This window comes from Xylanibacter sp. (assembly GCF_057607445.1).
On the sequence record NZ_DBLZAX010000007.1, the window covers coordinates 1 to 14,247 of the forward strand.

Here is a 14,247-nt window from a genome sequence, read left to right on the forward strand (position 1 = left end):
ATAAAATGACATTTCACTCAATCCTATTATTTTACATTATAGCAAGCTCATAACTTTGGATAAAATAAAAGGCATCACTTGATTATGAAACCAAATGATGCTTTAGATATAGAGTATTTATCGGGTGTTGACGCAAAGTAAGAGTCGGAACAAGATAAGCTGTGCTACATACATTTTTTAATAAAAACCATGCATCACCTTGCAATCAATGCAATTCATATTTTACACTAAACAGAACCTCACGACCACGCAACGGCATGGAATAATATTGGTAGTTTAATCCTGTAAAAGACGCTTCTACGTACTCGTGCCTATCAAAGACATTGCTCAGCGTAAGACCAAGCTCGATATGGTTGACCGGATTATAGGTCATACGAAAGTCAACAAAAGTGTTGCGGTTATATTGGCCTCTCTCTGTTTCGGTTGACGTGTATTCGCAGTCTATCTCCATAGATATTTTTTTCAATGGGTAGACATACAGCCTGAGTGCTTCGAACCAGCTTCTGAGCGAATATCCGGCACTGTTCTGATATTTGTCCTGCCATGAAAGATTAAATGTGGTCTCGTTTGAAAGCTGAAGCCATGACAACTTGTTCCATCTTAAATTGAGCGACGGCGAAAGGATGTTTGATTTAACGGTCTGCTCCACATTGTTTTGCATAACAGGCAGTTCATTTCTTGTATAGTTTATTCTGCCGTTGACAGAGAAGCCAATGTCAGAGAACGTCTTGTCGGCGGAAGTCTGCACAATAATCATGCGTGAATCAGTGTCTTCCCAAACCGGCGTTATCAACGTATATTTCTCTCCGTAACTATAATGATAACGATAGTCGTTCTTTATCCATGACGCCGATGCAAGAATATTCCATGTGAACATTCTTACGAAGTCGACATAATTAAGCGAGAAAGAAAGACTGGACGTGCGTTTCCAGCCGATTCGGTCAAATGGAACCATGCGTGTGCGGTAACCTGTCAAGATGCTGTCAGAGTATAATATTGAGTTGTCGGCGTCTTCATTCAAGCTCCCGTTTATTTTCAGGCGCCATGACGGAGAAAAATCATGCCGCCAAAGTATTGACGGAGAAACGTAGACTTTTGTGTCGTTTGTGTCTGTATGCCGCCAAGGCACTGAAGAGTAGAAGACATTAACAGGCACATCGAGCGTAACAGATCCGGATGCATATACTATTGCGTAGTTGAACCCGATGTTGTTGAGCAGATAATAATTTTGCATAAATCTGCTTGAAGCCTCCTTTAGCCTGTCACGGCGATACTCCATGCTGTATTTCAGTCTGATGCGGTTACCCCAAAGCGGCAATGACGTAGATACGCTGTTACGCGTAAACATACGCTGGAGAATTATCCTCTCGCCTGTATTGTATGTCGATGTCGAGTCGTCAACTCCCATAGTCTCGCTCCTTCGCAAATATCGTGTCAGTGAGTTTATTGAGTAAACAAGATTTCCGGCATTAAGAATCATCTGCAGTTTATTCTGCACGTAAGACGTATGCCGCCCTACCCGCTCCTGCAAAGGCAATCCGTTGCTGCTCATCCAGTTTAAATTGTCTGTATACGACAACTCCCCCGAAAGCTCGTCAATAAGATAAGTCTTTGGAGCGTTAAGCTCGTAGCGCAAGTGCGGCATGAGGGTAAACTCGTGCGATTTTCTTTTGTTGCTCTCGCTGAGAGACATGGCCGGTGAGCCTCCGTAATAATTGTAAGTACTGTCGGACAACTGGTCGCTCGTGCCGTAATAAGTGATGTTGGTGCGTAAATTGCCGTAACGCCCTATTCGGCGCAGATGGTTAATTCCAACTGAATAAGACTTGTTGCGCAGATACCTTTTCTGCATGATTGGCAGATAGACGTCTGAAGACGTTTTGATGATATTTTCGGGCAACGAGATATAGTTGTCCATATCGGTAACGTCAATATGGTCTAATGTATTGTCGCTGATGCTCTCGCCTGTGTTGTTCATTTTGGCGGTGACCAGCATCTGGTTCTTGGGAGCAATGTTTATAATGGTCAGAAGGTTGTTCCACAAAGTGTTCTCAAAGCCCCCGATGCCCCCTTGTATTTCACCGAAAGGCCTCAACTTATAGTCGCGTTTCAGCTTGATGTTAAGCGTTGCGCGCTCTGACGGTGTGTTGTCTTTCAATGCTCTTATTGGCTGGTCGTTCTCCATTATCTGTACTTGCGCCACCGCGTCAACGGGCAGATTTCGCGTGGCCTGGTTATAACGGTTGCCGAGCAAGTCTTGCCCCTCGATATTAAAACGGTTGATGGAGTTACCCCTGTAAGATATGGTTCCATTCTCCGACACCTCTATTCCCGGAAGTTTCTTTAACACGTCCACAAGATAATGATCGTCCTTTCCGCGGAACGATGACACATTATAATTTAATGTGTCTCCGACCTGTCGTATAGGCTTCATCTTGACGGTAACCTCAGGCAACTTCATCTCACGCGAAATAGAGTCTTTGGCAGTTTGTCCGAAAGAACATACAGGCACTAAAAGCAACAGAAAAACAACCAGATGCCTCATTTATTCAAGTTCTATGGGGTTATAAGGACGACTGTGACTTTGTTTCTTCATATCTCCTGAGAACTGGATACCTGGAGACGACAATTTAAAGGCTTTCAGTATGTCGCGTTGCTCATTCTCCACTGCCCGGAACACATTTTTCCGCGTAGTACGTATTATATTTTTTTCAGCATTCAAATATATCGCAACGCCAGACTGAAGGTTCTCCAGACCATTAAGAGTGAAACGATAATTGTCTTTTGTATCTCTGATGTCGAATATAAGCCCCGGAAGTCCCGAAAAGAGATACGGCCCTGCCTGCAGATGATATGCCGGAGCATACCATGCAGTCCATTCACGTCCGCCGAAGGTACATGATGCTTTCTTGCACGGCACATCGCAAATCACGGTGTCACCATCTGCCAGTTTCCAGTTTATTACGGGCTGCGGTTCTGTATATTCATATTTATTTATATTATCCACCTGTATTGTAGCCTGCCCCGTTCTTTTGTCAATGACAAGAGGATACTTATAAGCAATATTTTTCATGATGCCCATTACCTTAGAAAATAATGTCATTGGTGATTGTTTGGCGTAATAAAGAGAGTCATTGATATTATCTGACATCAACCGGTAATAGTCCATAAAGCCAAGACAATATTTGCCTACCAACAAGATAGTCTGCCCTTCAGTACGTTTACTCTTCAGCGAATCCCTCCTAAACGAATATTCATAATATATCTTTGTATAAGCCGTATCAAACACATTTTTCTCTATTGGTTTTATTGGAGGCAGGTCAGCACTGGATATTGTCTGTGCATAAGACGCCACGGTTGCAAAGACAGCTGCAAACAACGCGCATAAGAACAATCTCTTCATATCTTTATTATCTTTTATTTTTTGTAAACCTACTCGTATAGCTTTTTGGTTTCCGCTCCTTTTATTACAGTGTGGTTGTTTTATAATATCATTTACTTGACTTTATCAAACATCATGTTAACAACAATCATGGCGCATAACCGTCGTTGCCGAAATATCAACATCAAATTCATGATAAAGGAATTTACTGTTACAAAATAACTAAATATTATAGTTATAACAATAGCATTAGTATTAATAAAAGTAAAAGCGGCCATACATTTAACTAAAGCACTTAGTCTGTTAACATTAAACGCTCATTGTTTAACTAATATTTATAGTTTGGCATAACTTTCGCTAGCCAATAAATCTTCATCAATTGGACATATTGCCTTACAAACCATAAAAAAGTTTTTAAAGAAACTCATCACTCGTCACATCTGCATGTAATAATTTGACATTCAATCTATTACGATGTGACGAGTTGACTTTCCAACTCGTCACACTATCGGCTGTCTCCATGTTATGTGATGAGTTTGGCCGGCAACTCATCACGCTATAACACGCTGAGCGACAACAGGTTAAGCTGCAATGTGACGAGTGACGAGTTTCTTTTAAAAATATATTCGCCCGTATCATCAACATAGAAACATAAACATTGCAACAAGAATGTGCAGCAGACGTTATAAATGCCATTATATTAAAATCTGTATAAAACAAAACGCTGACATATAAAAGCATGCCTTTTACACCGCAAAACATGACCTTTCAGCATGCAAAAGGACACGTTTTAATAAGCCATTTGATGCCTTTTGCTAAAACGATATTATTTCAAGACATTATATGTCTACATTGCAAAATCACATCTTCATGCTAAAAAATAAAATTGTGTATTGGACTTAAGATTAAGGCACAATTCCATAAACAAAGCAGAACATTACAACTTCTGAATTCTCTGTCTAAAGTCTTCAATAAGTTTCTTTATCGTCTCATTCTTGTATGAAACATCTTCATAGAGGTATTCACCGGGAGAAGACATAATGAAATAATCTCCGGGGCGTCCGCATTCAGACAATGTAGCCAAACCTAAAGACTTAAAGTCATCATCGACCAACTCCATTCCCAAATCTTCTTTCAGCACCTTTTGCACAGCTTCGTCAGGGATGTTATAAATGCCTTTGTCTGCCATCAGATAAACAATATATTTACTCGGGCCTGAATTGGCACGACAAATAGGTGATTCCAGCATATCCAGGAAATTTATTTCAGGTTTCTTTATTTTCATTGCCAAGACAATGTCCGGACTCTTATATCCCCTCTCCACTTTATTCTTCAGCGCATAATAATAATGAAGTCTGTCGCGTGAAAAATTTCTGTAGAAATAAGGATCATACTGCACGCAGGTTTCATCACGGCCTTCAAGCCCGAGAATCTGCTCCAGTTTACGAATCTCGGCATTAAGTCTCTCGCGCTTTCTTGCAACGGCAGGTATACGGTTATAAATCTTCTTTACACCATCTGCCAACATTACAAATGGAACACTCAATACAAATCCAGCCAAAACGCCTCCAACGACAACATTGTCCACCAGCTCATCCTTATCAATTTTCTTAAATTTCATAGTCTATTTTGTCATAAAATTTGTTTTCACCTTTATCACCTTCTGCATCTTCACCCATAAAGGCACATTCTGCAGAATCGAAGTTAATCAAGAGATTTATATCAACCGCATTTATCATCATCACACGCAAACCCGCAAATAGCACATATATCGCCTTACAAAGTTAATACATTCAACCGATGTTCAGTTGACGCACATATCCTGACCGTCATCATCAGCATTCAGTTTTGTATATATCATCTTGCTCTCAACCTTACGTTCATAGGCCACCTTCATCAGGTCGTTATAATTATCGTTGAGCAGATTGCAGGTAGCCAGCAGGAAATTAGCAAAGACATCCAGACTAAGTCCGTCTTCTGGCACGTTAATCATGGCCTGTGCCATAAGCCTGCAGTCGTCTACAGACAGATACATGTGTGCCTGATTAAACGCCATATAGTGTATCTCGTTAAAATATTCTATCACAATAATTTATTATTTTTTGATTAACGATACAATAGTAATCATATTTTTTATATATTTGCAATATTTATTACTGTTTTAAATTACTATTAATGTTATGAATAACTTAACTAAATTTCTATTAATCGTATTGATATTTTTTTGCTTTTATTCATGTAAAGACAAAGAGACTCCAATTGGAGAATTAGAAGAAATAAGTATTGACCTAAAAAACAATAGTAATACATATAATGAAGAAGATTGGTTAACTGTAACAGAAAGATTAAACAATGTAGAAAATGAATTAGAAAAATATAAACCAGAATATACTGATAAAGAATTAGAAAAAATCGGCTATTTAAAAGGGGTCTGTGCCGCTTATCTATTTAAACAAAATTTAAAAACTACATCTAGACAGATTCATGATGCAATTATAATGCTAAAAGGCAGTCTTAATGGCGTTTTTGAAACAGTCAAAGAAGATTCAACATACTGGAACTTATAAAACAGGTAAAGAATCAGACTAAAGTTTCTATTAATAACAAAAACTTCAGTCTGATTTTTATAATTATCTTCTAACAATAAAGTGCCATAGTTCCCTTATCCAAAGTACAAAAGAAGATAACACTACAATTATTATCCAATCCAAAAATTTCATTGGAGTACAATTAAAGAAATCAAACAGAACTTCCACAATAATAATTTGTCCCATAAAAATAATTGCGACAATTGTGAAAAATTCCTTGCTCATCTTCAGTTGGAAGAAACTCTTACCTGTTTCAAACGAGCGTGTATTAAACATATACCAAAGATGTGTCCATACGAATATAGAGAACAGTAAGGTTTGTTCATACGGCGACAGGCCATTAGCCTCGCCGAGTTGACAATGCAGAAGATCTGTCATTTGTGTTATTTCCGTATGCTGGAAGATATAAAGGAATATTACGAGCAACAAGAAAAAGAAACCGCCCACACCAAGAATATCCTTCATCATTGGCTTTGTAAGGATGAAAGCCTTACGATTACGAGGTTTATCACACATTACAGAACGAGACGGCGGAAGCGAGGCAAGAGCCATTGCTCCAAATGTATCCATGATTAGATTGACCCAAAGCATTTGTGTTACTGTAAGTGGAGATTCTGTACCCATGAATGCTCCAACAAGCACAATAAAACATGCCGCCACATTTACCGTAAGCTGGAACAATAAGAAACGTTGGATATTCTGATAAAGTGAACGTCCCCACATTACAGCACGGCCAATACTGCTGAACGAGTTATCGATAATGGTTATGTCAGATGCTTCCTTAGCCACAGAAGTTCCGTCACCCATTGACAATCCTACATGTGCAGCTTTCAGAGCAGGAGCATCGTTAGTTCCATCACCCGTTACTGCAACGACTTGGCAGTTACGCTGCAACGATTCAACAAGACGTTTTTTATCCATAGGCCGTGCTCGGGCAATAATCTTCAAGCCAAGAACTTTCTTGTCAAGCTCACTATCTGATAAAGCTGCAAATTCTGGACCAGTAATTATCGCTTCATCTCCATCTTTTACTGTCCAAAGTCCAATTTGCCGTCCAATCTCTTTTGCGGTTCCAGGAGTATCTCCTGTTACTATTTTTATATCTATTCCAGCGTTTATACATTCTTTGACTGCGGCCGGAACATCCTTACGCACAGGATCTGCTATCGCGACAATACCGAGGAAGGTCATGTTTTCTGCCACTACCTTACCGTTTTCTATTGTCTTATCGCCATTCTCAAGCACCTGGTACGCAAAGCCAAGCGTGCGCATTGCCTTATTTTGATATTCTGTCAATTGTCGGGTTATAGTGTCGTCACTTACATCTCCGTCAACGTGCTTACAAAGAGAACGTACAATCTCTGGAGCACCTTTTACGTAGAGAATATTCTTGCCTTGTATAAAGGCTGACTTGACGACGGTAGCCATATATTTACGCTCTGTCGAAAAAGGCAGTTCCTCAACAACTTCTGCCGCGTCCTTCAGCTTCATATAATTTATACCCATATTGTGAAGCCAAAGTAACAATGCACCTTCTGTAGGATTTCCGAGGACTGACGGACGTGAGGGATTTTTCAGGTCTAGTGTCGCAGTGGAGTTCAAAACAATACCCTCTTTTATTATTCCGCTTTTTTTGTCAGCTCCTAGCATCTGGCTGTTGAGACCATAGAACTTTATGTCATTAACGCTCATCTGGTTTTGTGTAAGCGTACCCGTCTTGTCTGTACAGATAACGGTTGTTGCACCCATAGTCTCGCAAGCATGCATCTTGCGCACAAGATTGTTTGTCTTAAGCATGCGCCGCATACTGTAAGCAAGACTTAAGGTTACAGCCATTGGCAAACCTTCTGGCACGGCCACAACAATAAGCGTCACGGCAATCATCAGCGTCTGTAATACATAAGCCGTAATATGCGCCCATTCTAGAGAATTATCTCCTATAAAGAAATAGGCTATAAGGCGACCTATTATGACAAAAGCTGCAAAACCGTAACTGAGTTTCGTGATAAGGTCACTCAGACCGTCAAGCTGTTCGTTGAGAGGTGTCTTCACACTGCTTGAAATCTCATTCTTTTCAGCCAATTTCTGTGCAGCCTCAATTTTCCTTTCATCCAAATTAGTATCATTGCTATCGACTTTCTTGCCAAGAACAGAGAGTAATATTTTACCGTTTTCAGTATTATCACCTACCTCAGTCACACAAAATATGCCGTGTCCCTCCATTACTTTCGTGCCTTTCTTCACACTGTTGGTAGGATATGTGGCATCATTGTCAAAATCGCCTTCGCAGACACTCTTATGACACAAAGGTTCACCCGTAAGAGTAGACTCGTCAACATTAAGACTTACACTCTCGAGAAGCACACCATCAGCAGGTATTTCAGCTCCTGTCGACAATATTACAATATCACCTACAACAATATCCCTCTTGGGTACTTTCGTCGCATTGCCGTTGCGGATAACCTCCACAGGCTCATCATCGTTAACCTGATTCAAGATAGTAAACTCTTTATCAGCTTTCAATTCAAAATAGAATGCTAATCCTGTAGCCAAAAGAATCGCTACAAATATACCGATAGGCTCAAAAAAGACAGCTCCACCTTCATGTAAACCGAAATATTCATAAAATGAAATTCCGATAGACAAGATACCGGCAATCATCAATATAATGATTAATGGGTCTTTGAACTTCTCAAGAAATTGTTTCCATAACGGCTCTTTTTCCGGCGGTGTGAGTATGTTCACGCCATGCTTGGCCCGGCTTTCAAGCACCTCCTTGTCAGTCAGGCCTGTGTAATGTTGTTTCTGTTGCATATTTTTAATTTATGAGTTAAATTCACTTTCGCTTATCGGCTCTGTCGAGAAGTTGTTTTCGGCCGAGGCGTTCCTGACGTTGATTTTCAATTCGTAATTCACTTCCCGCAACGAGTTCTTCCGGCCGAAATCAAACACGTTGCGGCTCTTTTCATAAAAAACGTGCGTAGTGAACTTGCCTACGGTCACAGAGTCGGTGTCATGCTGCATCCAGTCTCTGCCGTAAGCAAGTTTCAGGTAATATTTTCCTTGTGGTATTTGTGACACTGTGGCCGTGGAGTTCTCATTGACGAAAACAAACCTTATGCAACGGTCGGTCTCCACATCCATTATCTTAACGGCCACACTGCTGCCTTCACCCATAGTTATGTCGAAATAATTGTCTTGCAGGCCGAACTTGGGCTCATACCCGTATTTCTCTGACAAATCGCCATTCTCAACAGGCCCGGCTGTCCATCCCTGCTGCAACAACGCTTCTTGCTGCCCTGTGTATTCCTGGCGTTCACGGGATACGCCGGCAGGCTTGCCCGAGCACGACAACAACACCGCCGCCATGCAAATAAGCAGATAAAGCTTTTCCATACTCAGAAAACAATGTGATTAATTATACCGAATGCAATGATAACTATCCCGACAATCTTACAAAACATGGCAAATGCTTTCTTGTTCTTCTTTTTCCTGAAACGGCCGCCGAACATGATTGGCAAGACAAGCCATACGCATAAGCCAACAATGATTGATATTGCCATCATCCTTTATTTTTATTTAATATGGACAGGCTGCCGCCCGCATAACGTGGTGCAGTGCAACCTGTCCATATTTAAAGTCATTTTACAAGTCCTTTACGGTAAATCTCGTTGACACGGGCCTGGATTTCGGCATAGCGGTCGCCGAGTTGCTGCTTGCGCACCTCACCGTTACCGTACTTTCCGCGGATTACTTCACGTGCCAGCTCTTCCACGTCTCCGCCCACCGTTGATGCCTGGGCGGCATCAACTCCGGCCGGCCCGGCATTCGCCGTACCTGACTTGGCGGGCTGACCTGCCGCATCGGCTGCACCGTCAGGAGCCGGAGCCTCAACGTTCTCTTCCGAGGCGTCCCCTGCGGTTGCTTCATCGCTTTGCGTGCTGTCGGCCGCTTCAGTCGTCGAGTCAGCTTGTGCGTTTTGTGTGCTGTCGGCCACAAGCGTCGTTCCGGGCTTTGCCGGAGTGCTTTCACCGTCGCCTTTATGCGTGAAATAATACGCCAGCCCGGCCACTATAAGGATTACCACGATAATGGCAATCCACTTGCCGGCGCCACCTCCTTGGCTGCCGCCTGATGTCAAGTCCGTGCCGCCTTGGTTACCGCCACCAGCAGGTTTCGTACCGCCGGGCGTAGACTCCGCCGGGCTAACCGGCTCTGTGCCGGGCGTCTTTTTCTTCAGCGTAACCTTCTCGCCGGCAGGGCTTTCAGAATTGGCGATGCCTGGAGTTTTGGCTTTCAACGTTACTTTCTTTTTCAGTTCTACCATACTATTCGTCTACTATAAGAGAAAAACCAGGTATCTGCTTGTATGCTTCATCCAAACTCATCACACGGCTTTCGTTTTTCAATGCAAATTCGCCGTTATTGTTGTTGATTGAGCATACGCCATAAACATGGCCTTCGTCTTTCGAGTCAGCAGGCACCTCAAGGTAATCGCCTGAGTCGCTTTGGATTTCAACACGTCCGCCTTCGTCGGCGTATGTCACGTCATCGCCTTCTATTGCCGCACCGTAATTTACAATGCAGATGTAAGCAGTGTCAATGTCGTCGAGCTTAGCGATGTTGATTTGCTCACTTTCTTCGCCGCCCGGCGTCGGTTCTTTTGCGTCGCCAAGATGCAGCATATATGGGAATTTGTCAAGCGCGCCAAGGTCGCTCTTTTTATTTCGGTATTCATTTGAGAACACCCCGCCTATGTTTCCGTCCTTTTTCTTGAAAAAGAGACACAGGTCAAGGTCTGTGTCTGATGTCCACAAGAGTTTCACCTTCAGCTTTCCCGAGAATGTGAAAGCCACTGACTCATTCTTCTTACGAAGAGTGATTTTCTTTTTTAATTCAACCATAAAGCAAATTTTTTAAAAGTTAATAAATAAGTTATTCACAAATAAGCGAAAAGCCAGGTATGCGCTCGAAAGCCGTTCCGAGGTCCATCACAACACCCTCGTTCACCACGCCGTTCTTGCCGTCGCGGTTCTTTATTGAGCATACATGGTAGACGTGGCCAGGCTGGTCGGCGTCGATGGCCACCTCGAAATAATCGCCCTCGCTGCTTTGTATCTCCACGCGGCCGGAGTCTTGGGCGAAGTTCACCTCCTCGCCGTCGATGGCCTTGCCGTAGTTGAGCACCACCACGTTGGCCGTGTCAATGTCGTCGAGCTTGGCGATGTTGATTTGCTCCACGCTTTCGCCTCCCTCAGACGGCTCTGCCTTGTCGCCCGTATGCTCCATGTAAGGGAACTCTTCGAGCGAACCCATGTCGCTCTTCTTCTGGCGGAACATCGACGAGAACACACCGCCAGCCTGTCCGTCTTTCGTCGTGAAGAAAATACACAGGTCGAGGTCTGTCTTAGTCTTCCAAAGCAACTTTATCTTAAGGTATTTTGTAAAGACAAACTCCGCCGGTTTTTCCTTGCGCTTAAGGCAAATTTTCTTTTTTAATTTCACTTCAGCCATAATCGTATCTTTTTATTGGTTAATAATGCCCTCATCCTTAAGCCTTTAAGGCTTTGCCTGCGCTTTGTGTCCTTCCGTCGTGGTTCATGAGCCCTTCCGCAGACCGTCAGGTATCTTTTTGCAAGGCTTCAGGCCACAGTCAGAAATCGAAGCCGCCGCTCTTGCCGCCGGGCTTGCCGCTCCATGTGTCGCTGTCGAAGAAGTCGTCGCCCGTGCGTCCGGCTTTTTTCACTGTGCTCGCGGGCTTCTTCTGCACAGTCCCGCTGCCTTTATTCCCAGACTTCAGCGGCTCGCTGAAGAAGTCGGGAGCAGCTGTTACTTTCGCGGTTTCAGTCGGTTTCCCCACAGGCTTTTTCCTTGTGGGGTTGCCGGTCTTCTTTTCAACTTTTTGCGTATTGCCGAAAAAGTCGTCGTCCAAAGGCTTTTTCGTCTTCTGAGCACCGTCCTTGGTGAAACCTTTTACCACTACGGGCTTTTTCACAGCGTCATCTTCCGGCGTTTCCTGCGTATCGAAGAAACTTTCAGAACTTTCCGCCTTGAATATCTGCCTGAACAGTTCTTTTAGTTCTGCTTTGCGTTCAGGATATTGCTTTTCCAACGACGACAGAAGATGTTTAGCCTCGTCAAACCTCTTGTCTACAATGAAGCCTTTAACCTTGTTTATTTCGCCCGTATATGCTTGCTCGGCCTCTTGTTTTCTAAGTTTCTCCTTAGCTTTGTCCAAACAGGTTTTCAACTTTCCATCTTCCTTTATTTTCAATGCTGCCGTGGCGTATTTCACAGTGTCGGCCCACTGTTCGTTGAAGTTGGCGTCCCAAGCCTTGTCAGACAGTTCCTTCCACAGCCGCTCCGCAGCCTCGGCTTTTTCTTTCTCCGCCTTTAGGCTTTCGACCTCGGCCAGCCATTGCTGCTGGTTGCCGGCGTCGGCGTCGGCAAGCATACGGCAGGCGTTTATAGCCTCTTCCATGTTGCCGGCGGCCTTGGTCTTGTCGTAAGCCGCACGCAACGTCTTTACCGTTGCCAGGCTTTCATCAAGCAGGCGTTGGACCTCGGCTGTTTTCTCCTTTACCAAGGCGTTGTCTTTGTCCAAAACTGCGACGGCCTTCAGTTCTTCGAGAGCCTTGGCATACTGCCGCTGCGACATCAGAAGGTCAGCGCGCGACAGTCCTGTATCTATCTTTCCAGTCAAGGTTATTTGTTTCTTGGCCTCCGTCTGTATGCGTTTAGCTTCTGCCGAATCTTTCATGCAAGCAAGAGCCTGTTCGCTTTGCGAGAGTGCGTCTTGCCACCGGCCTTCTTTCAGGCTTGCCTGTGCTTTTTTTATTGCGTCGGCATATTGTTTCTGGCGCATTTCCTGCTCGGCAATCAGCCTCAGGGCTTCTTCCTTTTTCTCTGTCGCGTCCGCATCGCCCGGATTGTTTTTCAGGGCTTCGTCGGCCCAGTCTCGCATAGCGACGTAATCTTCTTTCTTATAAGCGTCGTCAGCCTCGTTCATCGCGTTCTCATAGCGCATTTTCCTTTCACGTTCGGCCAGTACTTTCTCTTCACGCTCTTTAGCCTGGCGCTCGGCCTCTTCCTTACGGCGGGCTTCTTCCTTGGCCATTTGCGTACTCTTGAGCTCGGCATCGCCTTTGGCGCTCATATCTTTAGCAGCAACAGAGAATTGGGTGCAGTCCATCACGGTATATACCGAAACGATATTGGGCAAATCCTCCGTGTTATAGAACACATAGCCACTCTCAGGCAAGATGTATCTCCTTTTCAGCGCTTCGGTGAACTGGGTATTTGTAAATGTGTCGCCTATGAACACTATGCCTTTTATGTCTTCTCCCGAAATGTCGTTTTCCTTAACAGAGTTGTCAATTTCCCTGATAATGTTATCCACGCTTACAGAAGTCCGGGCGTCGATGTCTTTTTTCAGTATTACAGGACTGTATTTTTTTTCTATGTTGGCCGACAGGCTGACATCGGGTATTTTCACTGGCCGCCCTGGCTTTGCGTTGTTAAGACGCACAACCCAGTCGTCAACGTATTGTGCCAGACGGATGTACTCCCGCTCAAAATCCTCCATGCTTTGGAGGAAATGTTCGCTCCTGTTGATGCTGTGCACCACACTTTCAAGGATGGCCCTGCCGCGGAGGTCGGTGCCGAAGCCATCAAGGCTCTTTTCGCTCCGTCTGTTGAACAGCCCTTCCTTGTACTCATAGATTGAGTGGACAAGGTTCTCGTTGCAAGCGTTCAAAGTGATGTAACAACCCTCGTCACCCAGCCGTTTATGCCTCACGGCATATTCCAACGCTAAGTGCTCTATGTGGGCGGCCGACTCTTTCACTGTGAAATTCTCTTGTTCGAGCACTTTATTTATGAACACTCGCCTTGCCGCATACGACACATCTTTCGAGAACGAGAGGTACACATCGACTGTCTGATTGTCACCAACTCCGACGGCATCTCTCAATTCGCCGATTATGCCCGAAAACTTGAAGATGTCAGCCATAGTCTTTTTCATGTTATATATAGTGAACGTGTTTTCATCGTACACTATAAGGGAAAAGACATCTCCGTAATAATGATTCTCACGGTTATGAAAATGAGGCTTGTTGTTCTTGCCGTATATTACTTTGTCATTAACCGTGTCTTCATAAAAGTACAGCCAAAAACGGTCGTCCCGGCTGCGAGGTTTCACGATGCGTGGCACACCATCGGAGCACACGGCCCCGGTGATGTACCATTTATCTACATATAGTGTCAGAACCTTCATCC

General features: G+C 43.8%; 11 protein-coding genes. 1 reads left to right on the forward strand and 10 read right to left on the reverse strand.

Annotation, left to right across the window (positions count from 1 at the left end; genetic code table 11):
* Positions 1–205 precede the first annotated feature (205 nt).
* The 4 genes from ACZMIG_RS06890 to ACZMIG_RS06905 form a co-directional block, all read right to left on the reverse strand.
* Entirely contained in the window at positions 206–2,545 is a 2,340-nt protein-coding gene (locus tag ACZMIG_RS06890; RefSeq protein ID WP_487889346.1) for a TonB-dependent receptor, read from the reverse strand.
* Entirely contained in the window at positions 2,546–3,403 is an 858-nt protein-coding gene (locus ACZMIG_RS06895) for a GLPGLI family protein (RefSeq protein ID WP_287603990.1), read from the reverse strand.
* 916 nt (positions 3,404–4,319) lie between these two features.
* The gene (locus ACZMIG_RS06900; RefSeq protein ID WP_487889347.1) at positions 4,320–5,003 is read right to left on the reverse strand and encodes a hypothetical protein; all 684 of its coding nucleotides are present in this window, start codon (positions 5,001–5,003) and stop codon (positions 4,320–4,322) included.
* Positions 5,004–5,186: 183 nt separating this feature from the next.
* Positions 5,187–5,468 (reverse strand): hypothetical protein, encoded by a 282-nt coding sequence (locus ACZMIG_RS06905; protein WP_302698879.1) that lies wholly within the window; start codon positions 5,466–5,468, stop codon positions 5,187–5,189.
* Positions 5,469–5,562: 94 nt separating this feature from the next.
* Here ACZMIG_RS06905 and ACZMIG_RS06910 point away from each other — a divergent pair, with 94 nt between their 5' ends.
* The gene (locus ACZMIG_RS06910) at positions 5,563–5,949 is read left to right on the forward strand and encodes a hypothetical protein (protein ID WP_053398198.1); all 387 of its coding nucleotides are present in this window, start codon (positions 5,563–5,565) and stop codon (positions 5,947–5,949) included.
* Between the two features lie 63 nt (positions 5,950–6,012).
* Here the strand turns inward: ACZMIG_RS06910 and ACZMIG_RS06915 are convergent, their stop codons facing one another.
* From ACZMIG_RS06915 to ACZMIG_RS06940, 6 genes are all read right to left on the reverse strand, one after another.
* Positions 6,013–8,784, reverse strand: a complete 2,772-nt coding sequence (locus ACZMIG_RS06915; protein WP_487889348.1) for a calcium-translocating P-type ATPase, PMCA-type — start codon at positions 8,782–8,784, stop codon at positions 6,013–6,015.
* Positions 8,785–8,793: 9 nt separating this feature from the next.
* The gene (locus ACZMIG_RS06920; protein ID WP_239684887.1) at positions 8,794–9,366 is read right to left on the reverse strand and encodes a hypothetical protein; all 573 of its coding nucleotides are present in this window, start codon (positions 9,364–9,366) and stop codon (positions 8,794–8,796) included.
* A gap of 244 nt (positions 9,367–9,610) precedes the next feature.
* A complete protein-coding gene (locus tag ACZMIG_RS06925) occupies positions 9,611–10,297 on the reverse strand; it encodes a hypothetical protein (protein WP_053398196.1) in 687 nt (228 codons plus the stop codon).
* A 1-nt stretch (position 10,298) separates the two neighbouring features.
* On the reverse strand, positions 10,299–10,874 hold the full coding sequence (locus ACZMIG_RS06930) for a hypothetical protein (RefSeq protein WP_487889349.1): 576 nt from the start codon (positions 10,872–10,874) through the stop codon (positions 10,299–10,301).
* 31 nt (positions 10,875–10,905) lie between these two features.
* Positions 10,906–11,484: a hypothetical protein gene (locus ACZMIG_RS06935; protein ID WP_053398194.1), complete on the reverse strand. Its 579-nt coding sequence runs from the start codon at positions 11,482–11,484 to the stop codon at positions 10,906–10,908.
* Positions 11,485–11,623: 139 nt separating this feature from the next.
* Positions 11,624–14,245: a hypothetical protein gene (locus ACZMIG_RS06940; RefSeq protein ID WP_487889350.1), complete on the reverse strand. Its 2,622-nt coding sequence runs from the start codon at positions 14,243–14,245 to the stop codon at positions 11,624–11,626.
* Between the last annotated feature and the right edge of the window lie 2 nt (positions 14,246–14,247).